This is a genomic window from Streptomyces canus 299MFChir4.1 (assembly GCF_000383615.1).
GTDB classification, from domain to species: Bacteria; Actinomycetota; Actinomycetes; order Streptomycetales; family Streptomycetaceae; genus Streptomyces; species Streptomyces canus_C.
In genome coordinates this window covers 202,719-221,330 of the sequence record NZ_KB911591.1, presented here as the reverse complement: position 1 = coordinate 221,330, position 18,612 = coordinate 202,719, and the positions used below count along the sequence as shown (strand labels likewise).

General features: G+C 70.2%; 10 protein-coding genes and 6 pseudogenes. 9 read left to right on the top strand and 7 right to left on the bottom strand.

The genetic code is table 11. The features are described 5' to 3' along the window. Window positions 1–129: 129 nt before the first annotated feature. The 4 genes and pseudogenes from H293_RS49895 to H293_RS60215 form a co-directional block, all read right to left on the bottom strand. A pseudogene (locus H293_RS49895) lies at window positions 130–630 on the bottom strand (DUF308 domain-containing protein); the annotation flags it as partial. Between the two features lie 87 nt (window positions 631–717). Next, the gene (locus H293_RS0123440; RefSeq protein ID WP_020120279.1) at window positions 718–2,340 is read right to left on the bottom strand and encodes a DUF6351 family protein; all 1,623 of its coding nucleotides are present in this window, start codon (window positions 2,338–2,340) and stop codon (window positions 718–720) included. A gap of 221 nt (window positions 2,341–2,561) precedes the next feature. Beyond that, window positions 2,562–3,157 (bottom strand): annotated as a pseudogene (locus H293_RS60220) (cytochrome b/b6 domain-containing protein). After that, window positions 3,105–3,755: pseudogene (locus H293_RS60215) on the bottom strand (molybdopterin-dependent oxidoreductase). Before H293_RS60215 ends, H293_RS60220 begins: the two co-directional pseudogenes overlap by 53 nt. 382 nt (window positions 3,756–4,137) lie before the next feature. On the opposite strand from H293_RS60215, the gene abc-f reads away from it, so the two are divergent. The 6 genes and pseudogenes from abc-f to H293_RS0123400 all read left to right on the top strand — a co-directional run bounded on the left by abc-f (window position 4,138) and on the right by H293_RS0123400 (window position 11,822). Then, entirely contained in the window at window positions 4,138–5,772 is a 1,635-nt protein-coding gene (abc-f, locus tag H293_RS0123425; RefSeq protein ID WP_020120277.1) for a ribosomal protection-like ABC-F family protein, read from the top strand. 95 nt (window positions 5,773–5,867) lie between these two features. Beyond that, window positions 5,868–7,547, top strand: coding sequence for an ABC-F family ATP-binding cassette domain-containing protein (locus tag H293_RS0123420; RefSeq protein WP_020120276.1), 1,680 nt, complete (start codon window positions 5,868–5,870; stop codon window positions 7,545–7,547). Between the two features lie 114 nt (window positions 7,548–7,661). Further along, a complete protein-coding gene (locus H293_RS0123415) occupies window positions 7,662–8,225 on the top strand; it encodes a CGNR zinc finger domain-containing protein (protein ID WP_020120275.1) in 564 nt (187 codons plus the stop codon). 293 nt (window positions 8,226–8,518) lie between these two features. Then, a pseudogene (locus tag H293_RS0123410) lies at window positions 8,519–9,419 on the top strand (glycoside hydrolase family 2 protein); the annotation flags it as partial. Window positions 9,420–9,671: 252 nt separating this feature from the next. Then, window positions 9,672–10,774: pseudogene (locus tag H293_RS52810) on the top strand (barstar family protein). A 484-nt stretch (window positions 10,775–11,258) separates the two neighbouring features. Continuing rightward, entirely contained in the window at window positions 11,259–11,822 is a 564-nt protein-coding gene (locus H293_RS0123400; protein WP_020120274.1) for a hypothetical protein, read from the top strand. A 758-nt stretch (window positions 11,823–12,580) separates the two neighbouring features. Here H293_RS0123400 and H293_RS55065 read toward each other — a convergent pair. The 3 genes and pseudogenes from H293_RS55065 to H293_RS0123385 form a co-directional block, all read right to left on the bottom strand. Beyond that, window positions 12,581–13,008, bottom strand: a pseudogene (locus H293_RS55065) (Ohr family peroxiredoxin). A 246-nt stretch (window positions 13,009–13,254) separates the two neighbouring features. Further along, complete coding sequence (locus H293_RS0123390; RefSeq protein WP_020120272.1) at window positions 13,255–13,452, bottom strand: hypothetical protein; 198 nt, start codon at window positions 13,450–13,452, stop codon at window positions 13,255–13,257. A gap of 234 nt (window positions 13,453–13,686) precedes the next feature. Then, window positions 13,687–15,129, bottom strand: coding sequence for an aldehyde dehydrogenase (locus H293_RS0123385; protein WP_020120271.1), 1,443 nt, complete (start codon window positions 15,127–15,129; stop codon window positions 13,687–13,689). A gap of 406 nt (window positions 15,130–15,535) precedes the next feature. On the opposite strand from H293_RS0123385, the gene H293_RS0123380 reads away from it, so the two are divergent. The 3 genes from H293_RS0123380 (at window position 15,536) to H293_RS0123370 (ending at window position 18,601) form a co-directional block, all read left to right on the top strand. Continuing rightward, window positions 15,536–16,603, top strand: coding sequence for an alpha/beta fold hydrolase (locus tag H293_RS0123380; protein ID WP_020120270.1), 1,068 nt, complete (start codon window positions 15,536–15,538; stop codon window positions 16,601–16,603). Window positions 16,604–16,760: 157 nt separating this feature from the next. Then, on the top strand, window positions 16,761–17,621 hold the full coding sequence (locus tag H293_RS0123375) for an alpha/beta fold hydrolase (RefSeq protein WP_020120269.1): 861 nt from the start codon (window positions 16,761–16,763) through the stop codon (window positions 17,619–17,621). 101 nt (window positions 17,622–17,722) lie between these two features. Next, the gene (locus tag H293_RS0123370) at window positions 17,723–18,601 is read left to right on the top strand and encodes a helix-turn-helix transcriptional regulator (protein WP_020120268.1); all 879 of its coding nucleotides are present in this window, start codon (window positions 17,723–17,725) and stop codon (window positions 18,599–18,601) included. Window positions 18,602–18,612: the final 11 nt, after the last annotated feature.

The window sequence follows — 18,612 nt, the reverse complement described above, 5'->3', positions numbered from 1 at the left end:
CGTTGCCTCAGCCGGCAGCGGGAGGCACGGGGCGGGGCGTCCCGCACGTGGATCTCCTCCGACCTGGTTCACGAGTACGACGGCGGTGACCACACCACGGGTGCGCACGCACATCGACCCGCGGGCGGGTCACATGGTCCGGGTGCGCGGCCGGCGGGACTTCCAGCCCAGGAGCAGCGCCTGCAGGACGAACCACACCCCGCCGCCCGTGGCGTACACCGACAGCACGTCGAGCGAAGGGTGGTCGCCCGCCGCCTGGATGTTGTAGGCGAAGCCGACGAGGAAGGACAGTCCGCCCGAGATCAGGGTCGGCCACTGCTTGCCCAGTTCGGGACCGCGCCGCCGTAGTCCGACGCTCAGCTGGGCTGCCCCGGAGACGACGGCCCAGGCGCCGAACACATGGAGCACGGCCGTCACGCCGTCGGTCCCGGCGAGGCCGATGGCGAAGGCGGCCAGCGTGCTGAGCACCCCGTTGAACGCGGCGACCCGGCGTTCGGGACCGTCCAGGGTGGACCGGTAGTCGATCAGCGAGGACACCGCGTCGATCAGCGGGTAGACGACCAGCAGCGTGATCGCCGGAGCGTCGAGGTCCTCGTGGGCACCGGCGAACGCCAGGGCCCACGCCACGGCGGGGCGGTGGGTTTGGCCGTCTGCTTGCTCATGATGGGTCGGCCCCTCTCAGGTCGTCGGATGGTCGGCGGAGGGTCGGCCGTCAGGTCAGTGCCGGGGCGGGGAGACACACGTGAAGCTGGAGGCGGCGGCCGGGTCGCCGTGGCCCTTGTAGCGGGACACCTGCGGGTAGCCGCACAGGTCGCGGGAGACGCTCTGCCCCTCGGCGTTGATCAGGGTGGCGGGCAGCGTCCTCGGCGCCTTGCCGTGCTCGACCCAGCCGGTCAGCGCGGCGAGGCCGTCAGCCGAGCCCTCGAGGCCGTTGAGACCGCAGTGGTTGGTGCCCGGAGCGAGGAAGAGACGGTAGAAGTCGTTGACCTTCTTGGTGCCGCCCAGCTCCCGCTCGACCTTCTGGCGGTACTGCACGGTGCCCTGGGCGGGGATGAACTGATCGGCTTCGCCGTGCCAGGTCAGCAGCTTGCCGCCGGACTCGCGGAAGCCCGAGAGGTCCGGGTCGTCGGTGCCGATGACCTTGTCGTACTCGGCCTGGGACTGCTTGAACAGCTGTGTGAACCGGCTGTAGGTGATCTTGGAGAGGTCGAGGGAGGCGTCCTTCGCCACCCAGAGCTTGACCCAGGCGGCGGGCACCAGGAAGGGCGTGCCGACGACGTGTCCGTCGGCGTCGGGCTCGGTGTGCGCGGCCAGGGACCAGATGTCGGCGCCGACCGGGACGCCGTACCAGAGCTTCTTGCCGGCGGCGGTGCGCGGACCGTCCCAGATCTTGCGGACCACGGCCGCGTCGGCGGCGGTGACGGTCAGTTCCCTGCCGTCGCACACGACCTTGGTGCCGACCAGTCGGCGCGGGTCGTAGTCGCAGCGGGAGGCGTCGTCGACCAGACCGTCCCTGACGCCGTCGAGGGAGTCGCAGGCCTTGACGGCGGCCTGGGTGAAGGCGGCGAACGCACACTGGGACGGGTAGGTCTTCTCGTTGTTCATGACCACCTGCGGCCACAGGGTGGCGACCTCGAACTCGTCCCAGTTGACGGCGGGAGCGTCGGCGAGGATCCCGTCGTAGTCGCCGGGGTGGCGCTGGGCCTCCATGTAGCCCTGACGCCCGCCGGTGGAGCAGCCGATGAAGTACGAGTGCGCGGGACGCTCGCCGTAGACCGCGTCGACGACCTCCTTGCCGACGACGGCCGCCTCGTGCTGGGAGCGGGAGGCGAAGTTCTTCAGCAGCGCGGTGTCGACCTGGCCCTCGCTGTTCAGGGCCCAGCCGGTGTCCAGGGCGTCGCCGACACCGGCGTCGGTGGAGACGGCGGCATAGCCGTTCTTGACCGCGGTGCCCAGACCGACGTTGTTGTCGCCGGCCAGGTAGGCGGCACCGCCGAGTCCCTGGAAGCGGCCGTTCCAGCCGCTGACGGGCAGCCAGGTGCGGACCTTGGCGTGGTCGTTGCCGCCGGGGTGGGTGAGGGTGACCGTCACCTCGCAATAGGCCGGGACGCCGGAGACCGAACCACCGAGGGCCCCGGTGCCGGCGATGGTGCCGCCCTCCTGGCCGACCGCGGTCACGGACTCCACCCTGGTGCCGGCCGGCGCCTTCACTGACGGTGCCGTGCAAGCGGACGGGGTGGCGGCGGAGGCGTCCTTGGTTTCCGCCGAGGCGGTCGGCAGGTACACCGCGGCGGCCAGCGGAACACCGGCCGCGAGGACAGTCAGCAGTCGTCGTCTCATGGGTTTCCCCTTCAGGAAGTAGGTGTGCGTCCGACGTGGGCGACACATGTGCTCAGCGCACGGGGTGGGCCGGACTGCCGGAACGTGGGAATCACCGATTAAGACGGTGACTAATGAGTGTGAGTCGAGATTCGCGAAGGAACAGATGTGGCGCCTGTCGACCTGGCCCCACTCTGGCCACGCACCGCAGGTGCCGCCAACAGTCAGTTGACTGCCTGCACTTATGACTGTCGGCCGGGCCCGCCGGGGGCGTGTTGGGCCATCCGACGGTCCGTCGCGTCCTCGGCACCGTCGCCCACCCGCTTCTCGGACATCCAGCGCGAGTGGTACCGCTGCGCCCACGAGAGGCTGACTTACCCGGTACCCATCCCCCGTCGCGCCTCGGGGTCCGCGAACGCCCTGCGCATGCGCCCCAGGAGGACGAAGGCGATCGCCCAGGCCAGGATGTCGTGCACGAAGATCGCACTGGTACGGCGCCTGCGGACCGCACGCAACCACTGCCGGTCGTACACCGCGAACCGGTTCAGCCTGCGCAGGTCCGCACGGAAGGCGGGTGAGAGGAGCCCCAGCAAGGAAGGGCAGCGGCGGCGAGATGCCGGACCAGTCGTGGACCGTGACCATCAGGTGGCGCCGTCCGGCGAGTTGGGTCAGTGGCCCGAGACAGAGACAGGCGGCCGAGACCAGGCACAGCAGCATCAGAGGTCCGGTCGCCCGGGTGGACCATGCGCTCGGCGGTGCTGAAACGGCGTACCCGGCCCTCGCGTTCAGGCCGCTTCGCCGTTCCGGCCGGCTCCGTCGAGCCAGCCGTCGACCGCATAACCACGCTCCTCCCAGTAGCCGAGCCGTCGTGCGCGTGGGTGAGGGGTTTGTCCTGAATCTTCAGTGACACCAGGACGTCCGAGCGGCGGGCCTGTTCCAGGGTGAGGCTCTCGGTGCAGGCGCCGTCGAAGCAGGTGAACCGGATCGCCGCGCTCGGCGAACGCACCCCGGCGTCCTCGAGGATGTCCGCCGCCCCCCTCCCAGGGAGTCCTGGCCACGCGCCAGCCGTCGGTGCACACGACATCGTGGACGACCCGGGTCTGCGGCATCGCACGCAGCTGGTCGAGCGTGCAGGCCTTCGGCCGGTCGACCAGTCCGTCGGCCCACAGCACGCAGTCGGTCTCGTCCTTGTGCGGGACCGAACCGACGACGCTGTAGTACCGAAAGCCGCCCGGGTCGGGCAGCAGGCCGGTCAGGCCGGTGGCGTCGACCCCCGAGGCCGCGGCGAGGAACCTCTCCCAGCCGCGCTGGAGGTACGGCGCGGCGGCCACTCCGGCCGCGCCCGCGCCCGTGCCCGCGCCCGCGCCCGCGCAGCATGGCCCGCTGCCCGGGCGGTGCACCCCCGGCCCTGGGCTGAGCTCTTGGCTCTCCGCCATGGTGTACGCCCCTTCCGGCACATGTGAGCTTGCTGAGCCACACGAAATCGTCACCGCTTTAACTGGTGACGATGCTGGCATGCGGCCACAGGGCTGTCAACACGGGCCGTGCCCTCCATGCACATGTATGAGCTCGCCCGATGGCCACACCGCCTGGCGAACGGGGCGGCGAATGTTAGACTTCCGGGGACGTTGACCGTCGATCGAGGAGTCACAGACGTGGTGGGTGAAGACGACATCTCCGGATGAGATCCGGATCTGACGGCCACCGGCCGGCGCTCAGGAGCGCTGCCGAGGTGGTTCGTTTTGTCGCACCCCTTTTCCCCGTCTGCCCAGGGCAGAGGTAAACAGCTCTGCCCTCAGTCCTTTCGAGGTCGCCTCCATGTCCGACGCCGCGATCGTCTGCTCGAATCTCTCCTTCGCCTGGCCCGACGACACCCCGGTCTTCCAGGACCTGTCCTTCACCGTCACCACCGGCCGCACCGGCCTGGTCGCCCCCAACGGCTCCGGCAAGAGCACCCTGCTCAAACTGATCGCCGGTGAACTCGAGCCCGCCACCGGCTCGGTGTCCGTGAGCGGCACCCTCGGCCACCTCCCGCAGAGCCTGCCCCTGACCGGCGACCTCACCGTCGCCGAGGTGCTCGGCGTGGCCGCGGTGATCCGCGCCCTCGACGCCGTGGAGTCCGGCGACGTCGACGAGAAGCACTTCGCCACCATCGGCGACGACTGGGACATCGAGGAGCGCACCCGCGCCCAGCTCGACCGCCTGGGCCTGGCCGGCCTCACCCTGGACCGCGGCATGAGCACGCTCAGCGGCGGCCAGGTCGTCTCCCTCGGCCTCGCGGCCCAACTGCTCAAGCGCCCCGACGTCCTGCTGCTCGACGAGCCCACCAACAACCTCGACGTCGAGGCCCGCCACAAGCTCTACGACGTGCTCTCCGACTACACCGGCTGTCTGCTGCTGGTCAGTCACGACCGCGCGCTGCTCGACCGCATGGAACGCATCGCAGAACTCGGCAGCGACGAACTGCGCCTGTACGGCGGCAACTTCACCGCCTACGAGGAGGCCGTGCGCGCCGAGCAGGAAGTCGCCGAGAAGAACGTCCGCAACGCCGAACAGGAACTGAAGCGTGAGAAGCGGGAGTTGCAGCAGGCTCGTGAACGCGCCGAGCGCCGGATGAGCAACGCTTCCAAGAATCTCAAGAACGCCGGGCTGCCCAAGATCTTCGCCGGCAACATGAAGCGCGGCGCGCAGGAGGCCGCGGGCAGGTCCGGCACGATGCACGCCTCCCGCGTCGGTGAGGCCAAGGCCCGCCTCGACGAGGCCGGACGCGCCCTGCGCGACGAGCAGCGGCTCGCTTTGGAGCTGCCCGACACCCAGGTACCGGCGGGCCGCAACCTCTTCCTCGGCAAGGACATGCAGGTCCGCCTCGGGGGCCGGGACGTGTTCGCCGAAGGCGGCGTCGACCTGACCGTCCGCGGCCCCGACCGCATCGCCCTGACCGGCCCCAACGGCGCCGGAAAGACCACCCTCATGCGCCTGATCACCGGCGATCTCGCCCCGGACAGCGGGGAGACCAAACGCAGCGACGGCCGCGTCGCCTACCTCTCCCAGCGCCTGGACCTGCTGAACCCGGACCGCACGGTCGCCGAGAACTTCGCCGACTTCGCCCCCGAGCGGCCCGAGGCGGAGCGCATGAACCTGCTGGCCCGCTTCCTCTTCCGGGGCGCACGGGCCCACCTGCCGGTCGGGGTGCTCTCCGGCGGCGAACGGCTGCGCGCCACCCTGGCCTGCGTGCTGTGCGCCGAACCGGCTCCGCACCTGCTGCTGCTCGACGAGCCGACCAACAACCTCGACCTGGTCAGCGCCGGCCAGCTGGAGAGCGCGCTCAACTCCTACCAGGGCGCCTTCATGGTGGTCAGCCACGACGAGCGGTTCCTCACCGCGATCGGCGTGAACCGCTGGCTGCGGCTGGCCGACGGGACACTCAAGGAGACGGGAGCCCCCGAGGTGTGATCCGGCGACGTGTGACGTGGCCCGCGTCCGAGGCGGCATGCCCCGCGGGCCGAACACCGATCACGTTGGACGGTCCCCCTGTGCCTCAGTCCCCCATGCCCCAGCCCGCACTGCTCGCCCGCGACCTCGTCCGTACCCTGGGCGGACGACGCGTCCTCGACGGCGTCTCCCTGACCGCCTCACCCGGCCACCGCGTCGGTCTGATCGGGGAGAACGGCGTCGGCAAGTCCACCCTGCTGCGCGTCCTCGCCGGCACGGACGAGCCCGACGCGGGCAGCGTCACCCGCCCGGCCGACCTTGGGTTCCTCCACCAGGAGATGCCGTACGACGCCGGCTCCACCATCGCCGTAGTGCTGGACGAGGCGCTGCGCGAGGCCCGCGAGGACCTCGCCGAGCTGGACCGGCTCGGCACGGAACTCGCCCGGCTCCCGGAGGACGACCCCGGTCACCAGAACCTCCTCGACGCCTACGGCAGGCGTCTGGAACAGGTCCAGGACCGCGAGTCCTGGGACGCCGACCGCCGCGCGGCCCTGGTCCTGGACGGTCTCGGCCTCGGCGCGTTCGGGCACGAGCGCACCCTCGGTTCGCTCTCCGGCGGGCAGCGCGGCCGTCTCGCCTTGGCCGCCCTGCTCGTACGCCGTCCGTCGGCGTTGTTGCTGGACGAGCCGACCAACCACCTCGACGACGGCGCCGCCGCCTTCCTGGAGGAGCAGATCCGCGCGCTGCCCGGAACCGTGGTCGTCGCCGGCCACGACCGGGCGTTCCTCGACGCCGTCTGCACCGACCTGATCGACCTCGACCCGGCGGTCGACGGGCCGGTCCGCTACGGCGGCAACTACAGCGCCTACCTGTCGCAGAAGCGCGCCGAGCGGGAGCGCTGGGAACGGCGGTACGCCGAGGAGCAGGAGGAACTGGCGGAGCTGCGGCAGACGGCGGGAGTGACCGCGCACCGGGTCGCACCGGACCGGGGCCGCACCGACAACGAGAAGATGGGTTACGGCCACCGGGCCGGCCGCGTGCAGAACCAGATCTCCCGCCGGGTCCGCAATGCCACCCGGCGACTGGAGGGCCTGGAACGCACCCAGGTCGCCGAGCCGCCGCGGCCGTTGCGTTTCGCAGCCGGGGACATGGCCGCGCAGAGCGAGGAGGACTCCGGCCCCCTGCTCCTCCTGCACGGCATCCGGGTGCCGGGCCGACTCACGCTGGACGGCCTGGAGATCTCACCAACCGACCGGCTGCTGGTCACGGGCGGCAACGGCGCGGGCAAGTCGACGCTCCTCGCCGTGCTCGCCGGACACCTCCCGGCCGAGGGCGAGGTACGTCGGCGGCGCGGACTGACGGTGGGGCTGCTCACCCAGGACACCGAGGTCGAGCACGCCGACCGCACGGCCCGCGACACTTACGAGCAGGCGCTGGGCGCCCGGCGCGCCGAGCGGGTGCCGCTGCGCTCGCTCGGCCTGATGCACGAGGCGGACCTGGACAAACCGGTCGGCCATCTGTCCGTGGGCCTGCGCAGGCGTCTCGCCCTGGCGCTCCTGGTCGCCCGCCCGCCCCACCTCCTGCTCCTCGACGAGCCCACCAACCACCTCTCCCCACGACTGTGCGACGAACTGGAAGCCGCCCTGGGACCGGGGCCCGGCGCGATCGTCGTCGCCAGCCACGACCGCTGGCTGCGCCGCCGCTGGCAGGGCCGCGCCGTGCGCCTGGAGCGCGGAGCCGGTTCCCGGGAGGAGGCGGGTCCGCCCCTCGTCGGCCACCCCGGTCAACGGTTCTGACCCGCGCGTCCGTTCCCCTGCCGTACGGTCGCGAAGGCGCCGCCGCCGATAGGCAACCGCCTGAGGCGGTGACGGTTCTTGCATTCAACATTAGTCACCTGTCAAGATGGTGATGTGAATCTTGACCATGTCTTCGTATGCGGGCACCCGGCTCTCGACTTCGCGGCCACGCTCCGGGCCCGACGCTCGACCCGGTTCGAGATGTTCATGACGCCGGAGCGGCTCAACGCCTGGTACCTGGAGTCCGGGCTGGTGGACACGATCACTCCCGGCAGGGAGGACGACGTCCGCGAGGCCACGACCGTACGCGAGGCCGTCTACCGGCTCGTCACCGACCGCAGGCTCGGCGAGGAGTTCGACCGGGAGGCGCTCGGCGTCCTCAACGCCGCCGCGCGCAAGACGCCTGCGACACCCCAGCTCACCCTGTCGGGCCGGCACACCGACGCATCGCCGGAGCAGGCCCTGGCCACCGTCGCCAGGCAGGCCGTCGAGCTGCTCAGCGGCCCCGACGTGCCACTGATGAAGGAGTGCGGCAACCCCGAGTGCACCCGGGTCTACATCGACCGTTCCCGGGGCATGCGGCGCCAGTGGTGCGGCATGGAGTCCTGCGGCAACAAGATCAAGGCCGCCGCGTACCGCGCCCGGAAGAAGTCGGCACCCGCGGTCGCCGCCCGCTGACCTCATCCGGGCGGCGCACGGCCCTGACTGACGCGGGGCTCCGTGCGCATGTTCAGAAGCACCCCCGAGCCCGTCACCGGCCCAGCCCTGTTCCGCCGGTGACGGGCTCGAAGCGCACCGGGGAGCGAGGGCCAGGCGCGGGCCGCCCGGTGGACACCAGCCCCGACACGGCGACACACCTCAAGCCCCCCGGTAGCCGGTGGCGCATGGCCGGAAGCCCGCCATCAGCACATGTCGCCCCGTTCACATGTGTGTCTCCGTCCGGTCCGGCCGGGATGAAAGCCCCACACACGCACGACTGGAGCGAGCGCGGCAACCAGGCGCCGCAGAACTACAAGGCAGCCATCGAGACCCGGCTCGGCACCGCCCGCGATCTGGACGACTTCACGCGCAAGGCGCAGTTCGTCAACTACGAGAACTTCCGCGCCATGTTCGAGGCGAGGAACGCCAACCTGTGGGACAACGCCAGCGGGCTGATGCTGTGGATGTCCCATCCGGCCTGGCACAGCACGGTCTGGCAGACCTACGACTACGACTTCGACGTCAACGGCGCCTACTTCGGCTGCCGGAGCGCCTGCGAGCCCCTGCACGTCCAGGCCGACCCGGTGAAGTGGCAGGTCATCGCGGTCAACCACACCCGTAAGGCGCTCAAGGGTGCGCCGGTCAGGGCGGAGACGTACGACCTGACCGGCCGCCGGATCGCGAGCCCGCGGACCGCACGGGTGGACGTGGCGCCCGCCGCCTCGGCGCCGGCGTTCACCGCGGCGGCCGCGGAGGATCTGCCGGATCTCCACCTGCTGCGGCTGACCCTCACGGACGAGGCCGGCAAGGTCCTGTCCCGCAACACCTACTGGCGCTGCCGCACCCCCGAGGCGCTGCGCGGCCTCAACCAGGTCCAGCGGGCCAAGCTGTCGGCCTCCCTCACACACGTGTCGCGTGACGGGGACCGGCGTACGGCCACCGCCACGGTCCGCAACCGTGGGTCCGTGGTCGCGGCGATGGTCCGGCTCTCCGTGCTGGACGAGGAGGGCGCCCGGGTCCTGCCGACGCTGTACGACGACAACTACCTGTGGCTGCTGCCCGGTGAGAGCCGGACGATCACACTGTCGTGGCCCGCCTCCGCCCTTCCCTCGAACCCGGCCGAGGCTGCGGGCGGAGGGGTACAACACTCCTCCGGTCACGGTGCACGGCTGAGCCGTAGGCACGCGCCCGCCCGACGATCACACGGCACGCTTGCAACCCCCGCCGAGCCGGCGTGCGACTCGTGCAGTGTCACGGCACCTCGCGGCTCCCGCGGGCGCCCCACCCAGGACGCCCGCGTGGATCGCCTGGACCGCCCGGTCGGCGATTGCATCGCTCGGGTACGGGTGATCGATGACGAACTGCCTTGAGGCTTCGCGACCGACTACGCGAGAAATGCCCTCGCCGTGGACACTCGGTCCCGGCATGATTCCCACCGTGCATGAGGACGAGGGCCATCGCGGGCGCGCGCGGTACACGCGGTACACGCTGACCGAGGAGGAGCACGGGCATGCCTGGGGCGTCTGCGCCGAGGTGGAAGGGCTGTTCGGGGAGCCTCAGCGGGGGACCTACGAGCTGTTCGGCTGGGTTCCACAGGCAGAAGTGCGCGGTTGGGTCGGCGACCGAGTGTGGCTGGTGCCGGACGATGAGACGCTCGATGCCTGGCTGCTGGAGGACGCGGAGAGCGTAGGCCGGTCCTTGGGGACAGACAGTCTCGTACTCACCGGCCTGGACGACTACGAAGGCCCACCCGAAGGGCACCGGGGCCGAGTTCGCGTGCACGACGGGCACCGCTGGCTGGGCTCCCGCCGAGAATTCGCCCGTCTCCTGTCGCCCAAACGGTCGGCGGCCCCGCTCGTCCTTCGGGGGCTCGCCCAGGGTGATCAGCTGCGGGCGGCCCTGCTGAAGGGCACCCGGCGGGCGCTGGACCTGGAGCAGGCCGCCCTGGAGATACAGGACGACCAGGGCGAGCCGCTCACCGAACGCCTGCTCCGGGCCAGAGTCAGCGCCTGGCGCCCATCCTCCGACGGGAACGATCGGATCGACCTGGAGCTCGACGGAGCGCTCTTCACGCCCGTCCCCCCATACGCCCGGCCGATCTGGGAGCGGTGGTTCGCCGGGCCGCCGGACACTCAGGGTGCCTGGGCCGGCCTCGACACCCGGCGTCGCGGAGCCTGGCTCGACCTCGTTGAGAGCGGGCCGGCCGACGCACCCACCGTGACCGGCCGGTCGGTCACACCTACGAACTCGACGGCCGGCACGTCACCGACGAACCGGGCCTCTACCTGGCGCTCGGCGAGGCGGTGAACGGTCCGGGCGGCTACCTCGGCGGCTGTCTGGCCGCCCTCGACGACTGCCTGCGCGGCACCTTCGGCTACACCGCCCCCGCGACCCTGCTCTGGCGCGAAGCCGCGACAGCACGCGAGCATCTGTCCCAGGCCCTGACACCGGACGGCCAGGCCTACGACCTGTTCGGCGTGGTCCTCGATGTCCTGGCCCAGGGCGGCATGCACGTCACCCTGGCGTGAGCTGCCGTCCGCCCGGCTCGGAACCTGGTCAGCCCACTTCACCTGGGCATTCCCGACGGCACTCCCCCTACCTTCTCTCGCCGAGCTTCGTCTACGGCATCCAGTTGCGGGGTTTCAAGAAGAAGTCACCCGACCATCCGAGGTGGAACAACCTCGTGTCCCGGCGGCCGCTCGGGGTCCCTCAGTGGTTCTCCTGGCAGCACTTCGCTGCTACGTCCAGAGCCTGGCCGCTTACCTTGCCGAGTTCCCAGCTTCGTCGACCGGCGGTTCCGCGAGACGACCCCGCATGACGGGGTGACAGCGTCCTGTCGCGGATACACACATGTTTGTCTGCTCGTATCGCCGCGGCAGGGGTTCTACGACACACTTACCGGGCAGTACCTGCGCAGGGCACGAACCATCTGGCGCTGACACTTGTCCGCACGCGGCCCTCGGGCCTGGGTACCATGCGCGAACGTCAGTCATATCGAGGGAGTGAACGGTTGTGACCAGCCAATCAGCCGCCACGCTCCGGTCGCGGTACGTAGCGCAAGCCGCATCGGACCTGGAGGAGAACCGTCGGCGACAGCAGGAGCTGGCGGAGAGGATCAGCGTCTTGAAGCAGGAGGAGGCCCTCCTCTCGGACATCCTCAACCTCGCCGAGCGGTACGAGAGTTTCGCGGACGCGTCCCGTCTGCCCGACCAGTTGCAGGACAAGCCGGCCGCCGCAAAGGCGAAGAAGGCTCCTGCCGCTACCACCGCACGGCGCTCCGCGTCGGCCAAGTCCGCCCCGGCCGCCAAGGCGGCGAAGGACGGTGCGAAGGGGAAGCCGCAGCAGCCTCTGCTCGGTGACCTGTTGGCGGAGCTGCTGGGCCAGCGCGAGGAGCCACGTCCGGCGAAGGAGCTGCGGGACGAACTCCTGGCCAAGCACCCGGACCGCAATCCCACCCCGCAGGTGGTGCGCAACACCCTTGAGTCCCTGGTCGCCAAGGGCCGTATCCGGCGCCACAAGCAGCAGCACTCCGTCATGTACACCCTGGTCGAGCGGGGCGCGAGGGACACCGACTGACACCGGCAAGGTGTGAAACCTTGCCCCTCAAGCGTGCCTACGCCCGCCACATGTTGTCCACCGCCACGTTTCCACGTCTCGCCGCAGCCGTACGGCCTCCAGCTCCGTCACCGCGTCACCGACCGCGGCCTGGCGGTCCCATTGAAGGCGGCGAAGGTGCCGTAGCTGGCTCGCTCGGGGTGCACGCCGGGCACCAAGGGCCGAAGACCTCCGCACCGCTGGAGATCAGCTCCTCCTTGGCCTTGAGGATGTCGGTGACGGTCAGCTGGAGGCCGTGGAGGGTGCCCCCTTCCTGCTCGGTGAGGCCCCTGCCGAAGATGGCCGAGCATGCGGAGCCGGGCGGGGTGGCCTGCACGATCCGGTAGCCGTCGTGGATCGGGAAGTCGGCGTCCAGTCGCCACCGTGTCGGCCGCGATCGACTTGTGCGGCCTCAGTCACCTGACGGCGTGTGTGTCCGGACCCGGTTCTGGGTCCGTCGACATTCCGTTCAAGGCATTTCGTTGTCCGAGCCGAGTACCTGACGGCTCTCGCATACGTGTGAAGACCCGCGCTCCTTTGCCGACCAGGCGGTTGTTCCGCTGGTCGCAGGAAGGCGAGGGCGGACGGGCCGTACCCCGAGAGGGCCGTGCTCTCCACCCGCACGTGGGTGTGCGTCATGGCGGGCATGTTCTGCCCTCGCTCTTCGATCGGCGGTGCGGATGCGGATTGGGGGCGGGGCCCGTGCAGGGGACAAGGGACCCGCGGTCCAGGGGGACGGTTCAGGCGGCGACGCCGGCGTTGATGGTGACCGGGATGTTGTCGCGTGTGGCCTTGGAGTACGGGCAGATCCGGCGGGCGGCCTCGGCGAGCTCCTGCGCGGTGGCCTGGTCGACGCCGCGAGGACGGGGTTGAGGACCGCGCAGAGGGAGAACTCGCCGTCGTCGCCGTGGGTGAGCGTTATCTCGGCGGTGATGCTCGTGCTGGTGAGCCTGATCTTGCGGGTGGTGGCCGCACGACGCAGGGCGCCGAGGAAGCAGGCGGCCCAGCCCGCCGCCAGGAGCTGCTCGGGGTTGGTCGCGGTGCCGGCGCCGCCGAGTTCCTTGGGAAGGGCGAGGCCGGTCTCCAGCAGACCGTCGGAGGAGCGGACGTGGCCGCCGTTGCGGCCTTCTCCGTCGACGTCGACAACGGCGGTGTAGCTGACTGCCATGGCTGATACTCCCCCATCTGGGCCGCAAGGTCTTCGGTCGCCTGTTGACCTGCACATGTTCTATGTTACCGGTTAAGACGGTGACGCAATAGGCGGCGCCTCATCACCCGTCAAGATGGTGACGACACGCCATCCAGAGACGCCGGAGACGCCGCATCGACCGGTCAGGCGCGCAGGGCACGACCGACCGGGCGATCCGGGTGATTCATCCTGTTGTACCGGGTGCCGACAATCCGGCTTGTGCGCCTACAGCCCCAGGTCGAGGGCGAGGCACGAGTAGAACTTCCATGAGCCTTCGGGGTCGTACGATCCGTTCGCGCCGCCGGCCGGAGCGACTTCGACCGCTTCGGTCATGTCGTCGAAACGCACGCGCTCGGGAAGCTTGCCGAACCGTGCGCGTCGTACCGCCGCCTCGGCGGCTTCCATGGTGAGCCCCTTGCTCATGACCGTGCTCCACTTCGTCGATCGTGGACGGCGTCCCGCTTGTCGCCCGGACGGACCTCAGCATGCCCCTCCTTTCATCACCGGTCAAGCCGGTGACACCATTCGGGCGTGAGCAGCCGCCCCATGGCGTCGGCCGTCCTCGCCCGTGCTGTGCCCGGCATGCGTGCGCGGGCGCAGCGGCGTCGTCGTAGACGTCTTTCCCATGCACCGAGAACAGGCGTCAAGCCTTCCGTGTCAGACCGTGATGGTCTTGTACTCGGTGTGGGTGCCGAGGCCGACCGCTCCGTACTCCCGGCCGATCCCGCTCGCCTTGAAGCCGCCGAACGGGCCGTCGAAGGCGACTGAGGCGCCGTTGACCGTGACAGTGCCGGTACGGATGCGACGGGCCACCGCCAGGGCGTGCTCCTCGTCGGCGGACCAGACGCCGCCCGACAGGCCGTACTCCGAGTCGTTGGCGATCCGGACGGCGTCGTCCTCGTCGTCGTAGGCGATGACCACCAGGACCGGGCCGAAAATCTCCTCCTGCGCGATCCGCATGGAGTTGTCGACGTCGGCGAAGACGGTCGGGGTGACGTAGTTGCCCTTCTCCAGGCCCTCGGGGACCTGAGGGCCGCCGGTGACGAGGCGTGCGCCCTCCTCGATGCCGAGTCGGATGTAGCCGCGCACCCGCTCCTGCTGGTCGGGGCGGATCATCGGGCCGATGAAGGTATCGGGCTCGCTCGGGTCGCCGACCTTCAACGACTCGACCAGTTCCTTCAGCGCGGCCACCACCTCCTCGTACCGGCTACGCGGGGCCAGGACGCGGGTCTGGGCGATGCAGGACTCGCCGTTGTTGAGCAGGGAGCCGAACTTCAGGCCCGCCACGGCCCTGTCGATGTCGGCGTCCGGCAGGATGACGGCGGCGGACTTGCCGCCCAGCTCCAGACTGACCCGCTTGAGCTGCTCGCCCGCGATCGCGGCGATACGGCGGCCGGCCCCCGTCGAGCCGGTGAAGGCGATCTTGTCGACGTCCCGGTGGGAGACCAGGTACTCGCTGGTCTCACGGTCCGCGGGCAGCACGCTGATCACTCCCTCGGGCAGGCCGACCCGTTCCAGCAGCTCAGCCAGGAAGCCCATGCTGAGCGAGTTCTCCGGAGACACCTTGAGGACCACGGAGTTGCCGGCGAGCAGAGCAGGGATGATCTTCGAAGTGGCCGAGGAGAACGGCGAGTTCCAGGGGATCACCGCGGCCACGACGCCGACCGCCTCCCGGCGCACCACACTGCGCACCGGGGACTCAGGGTCCGAGGGCACGAGCGCCTCCTCCCAGGCGAACTCCTCCGCCGCCCTCAGGTAGGCGTTGGCCTGCCGGGTCAGGCCCGGCTGGCCGGCCCGGGTGAACCAGCCCGCCGAACCGTTCTCCAGCGAGATCAGCCGCGCGACATGCTCCGCGTTCTCCTCACGCAGCGCGTTGAACCGCCGCAGGGCGGCGATGCGCTCCGCGGGCGGAGTCCGGCGCCACACACCCTGCTCGAACGAGGCGCGCGCGGCGGCCACAGCCCGGTCCACGTCCGCCGGTCGCGCCTGTACCGCGCGGCCGATCATCGACCGATCGTGCGGCGAGGGGATGTCGAGCGGTTCCGGGTCGCTCGGCTCGACCCAGGTGCCTCCGACGAAAAGCCGGTCGTAGGTGATCATGCGCTTCTCTCTTCCGGTGCTTCAGACCCAGGTCATTGACCATCGTCAGTAATTGCCACTTCAATGTAGCATTTACGCAGCCTACATTCTCATGCCATTGACTTTGACTGAGATATCTTCCACACCAGGGGCCCCATTGAACACGAGAGCCGATACGGCAGGCGAGGCCCAAAGGTGCTCCCTTCAGCCGAATGACCGACCGGACGGCGCTCCGCACGCCCCCATGCACCCTTCACATCCGACCGTCACATGACTGATGCGTCGGGTTTCGTCACGGGCGAGAGTGTGGGGCACCGACGGCATTCGTCACCGGTTTGACAGGTGACGAGTGCTGTGCGAGGGTCGCCTCGCCCCGGGCTCACCAAGCACGGGCCGGTCATCGCAATCGCACGACGGAGGACTGGACATGATCAACAGGCGTACCTTCAGCAAGGCCGTCGGCCTGGGCACCGGCGCGGCAGCGGTCTCACTCACCGGCCTGAAGACCAACGCATCCGCCGCGACCGCCCCGGACGAGCCGGGCGGCGCCACCACGCCCACGGTGCCGACCATCACCCCCGGCACCCACACCGAGTTCAGCACGCTCAGGCACGTCAAGGCGGGTGTCCTGGACATCGGTTACGCCGAGGCCGGCCCCCGGCACGGCCCGGTCGTCGTTCTCCTGCACGGCTGGCCGTACGACATCCACAGCTTCGTCGACGTCGCCCCGCTCCTGGCCGACCTGGGCTACCGCGTGCTCGTCCCGTATCTGCGCGGCCACGGCAGTACCCGATTCCTGTCCCGCCACACGCCCCGTACCGCCGAGCAGTCCGCGATCGCGCTGGACGTCATCGCCTTCATGGACGCCCTGAAGATCGAGAAGGCCGTCCTCGCCGGCTTCGACTGGGGCTCACGTACCGCCGACATCATCGCCGCCCTGTGGCCCGAGCGCGTCAAGTCCCTCGTGTCGACCAGCGGTTACCTCATCACCGACCGCAAGATGCAGCTGGAGCCCGCCGCTCCGGGCGTGGAGCACAACTGGTGGTACCAGTGGTACTTCGCCACCGACCGCGGCGTGAAGGCCATGGAGAACGTCGACGAGCGCATCGCGCTGTGCCGCTACGTGTGGACCCTCGTCTCCCCCGACTGGAAATTCTCCGACGCCACCTTCGGGCGCACGGCCGAGGCCTTCGAGAACCCCGACTACGCCGCGATCGTCCTCTACAACTACCGCTGGCGCATCAGTCTGATCGAGGGCGACCGACGCTATGACCGGTACGAAAAGAAGCTGGCCGCCCAGCCCTCCATCGGGGTCCCCACCGTCACCCTCGACGCCGCCCTCGACCCATTCACCGCACCGGGCGACGGGTCCAGTTACCGCAGCCACTTCACCGGGCCCTACCTGCACCGGACGATCGCGGACATCGGTCACAACCTGCCGCAGGAAGCCCCCACCGTCTTCGCCCAGGCAGTGGTCGACGCCGACCACCTCTGAGCGTCGGCCGTCGCCGGGCGGCGGCGCCGGACTCCGCGCACACCGGAGTGGCCGTCATGCCGTCCGCGTCAGAATCGTCACCAATCAATCCGGTGACGAGGTTCAGCGAGACCGAAACACCGTAAGTACCGAGAAGACTTCCTGAGAGGGGTTTGTCGTGGTGAGCATCAAGGGTGGACACAAGCGGCTGGTGACGGGCGCGGCCGCGGCGGGGCTCGCGCTCGGCGCGTTCGCCCTCAGCGGGACCGCCAACGGCGCGACCGAGACGGCCGAGGTCGCCGGAGCAGCCCAGCCCGCCAAGCCCTCCAAGCCCGCCATCATCCTGGAGCACGGAGCCTTCGCCGACGGATCCAGCTGGAACGGCGTCATCGCCGACCTGCGTGCCGACGGCTACCCGGTCGTCGCCGCCGCCAACCCACTGCGCGGCCCGGCCTCCGATGCCGCCGCGCTGCGCACGGTCCTCGACCACGTCAAGGGACCGAAGATCGTCGTCGGCCACTCCTACGGCGGCAACGTCATCAGCGAGGCCACCACCGACGCACCCGAGGTCAAGGCCCTGGTCTATGTGGCCGCCTTCCTGCCCGCCCCCGGCGAAAGCGCCCTGGAGCTCACGAACACGTACCCGGGCTCCACGCTCCCCGGCGCTCTCGACCCGGTCACCTACCAGCAGGCGGACGGCTCCACCGCCACCGACCTGTACATCCGGCAGGACAAGTTCCACCACCAGTTCGCCGCCGACGTGCCGACGGGGCAGGCCGTCCTGATGGCCGCCGAACAGCGTCCCATCGCCCAGGCCGCCCTGGAGGAGAAGGCCACCACCGCGGCCTGGAAGACCAAGCCCAGCTGGGACATCATCACCACCGAAGACCTCAACATCCCCCCGGCCGTGCAGCGCTTCATGGCCAGGCGTGCCCACGCACACACCACCGAGGTCGCCGCGTCCCACTCCGTCGCCGTCTCACACCCGCATCTGGTGGCCAGGGTGATCGAGCGCGCGGCCCGCGCAACTGTCCGCTGACAACCCCTCGGAAGGCTGCGGGACCGACCAAGGGTCCCGCAGCCCTCGGGCGGCATATCGGCACACTGCACGTGTGCGTGATCCGCAGGAGAATCGACGACATGAGCTCACATCCCGACCCCCGTGCCCTCGGTGCCTTCCTACGGGCCCGTCGGGCACAGCTGACCCCCCGGGACTGCGGCCTGCCCACCACGGACACCACACGCCGCGTCACCGGCCTGCGCCGCGAAGAGGTCGCCACCCTCGCCGCCATCAGCGTGGACTACTACACCCGCCTCGAACAGGGCCGCGTCCGCGCCTCCACCCCTGTCCTCGCCACCCTCACCCACGCCCTCCACCTCGACGAAGACCAGCGACAACACCTCTACCAACTCGCCGGCCGCACCGACGACCAACCCCGCCACCACCGGCAGACCCAGCGCATGCGGCCCGCCATGCGCCGCCTCCTCGACCAACTCACCCACACCCCGGCCCTCGTCCTCGGCAAACACCTCGACATCCTCGCCTGGAACCCCACCGCCACCGCCCTCTACACCGACTTCGCCGCCCTACCGGCCCAACACCGCAACTACCTGCGCCTCATGTTCACCCACCCAGCGATCCGGGGACTGCACAAGAACTGGGCGCACGACGCCCGGGACGCGGTGGCCGCCCTGCGCATGGAGGCGGGCGCCGACCCCGACGACCCGGACCTCGCCCGCCTCGTCGGCGAACTCTCCGTCCGGGACACCGACTTCCGCACCTGGTGGGCCGAACACCGCGTCACCAGCGCGACGTACGGCACCAAGCACTACCACCACCCCTTGGTCGGCGACCTCACCCTCGACTGCGACACCTGGGCCAGCCCCGACCACTCCGGACAACGCCTCATGATCCTGACCGCCGAACCCGCCAGCCCCGCCCACGATGCCCTGCGCATCCTCACCTCCTGGGCCGCGGAGCAGACGGAACCGGCCTCGGCGAAGAACACGACCCGTTAGCGATCCGGCCG

What these genes read in the sequence shown, in the direction of transcription:
- H293_RS0123440 (WP_020120279.1), bottom strand. Translation starts at nt 2,340, where the DNA reads ATGAGACGACGACTGCTGACTGTCCTCGCGGCCGGTGTTCCGCTGGCC.
- abc-f (WP_020120277.1), top strand. Translation starts at nt 4,138, where the DNA reads ATGTCCGACGCCGCGATCGTCTGCTCGAATCTCTCCTTCGCCTGGCCC.
- H293_RS0123420 (WP_020120276.1), top strand. Translation starts at nt 5,868, where the DNA reads ATGCCCCAGCCCGCACTGCTCGCCCGCGACCTCGTCCGTACCCTGGGC.
- H293_RS0123390 (WP_020120272.1), bottom strand. Translation starts at nt 13,452, where the DNA reads ATGAGCAAGGGGCTCACCATGGAAGCCGCCGAGGCGGCGGTACGACGC.
- H293_RS0123385 (WP_020120271.1), bottom strand. Translation starts at nt 15,129, where the DNA reads ATGATCACCTACGACCGGCTTTTCGTCGGAGGCACCTGGGTCGAGCCG.
- H293_RS0123380 (WP_020120270.1), top strand. Translation starts at nt 15,536, where the DNA reads ATGATCAACAGGCGTACCTTCAGCAAGGCCGTCGGCCTGGGCACCGGC.
- H293_RS0123370 (WP_020120268.1), top strand. Translation starts at nt 17,723, where the DNA reads ATGAGCTCACATCCCGACCCCCGTGCCCTCGGTGCCTTCCTACGGGCC.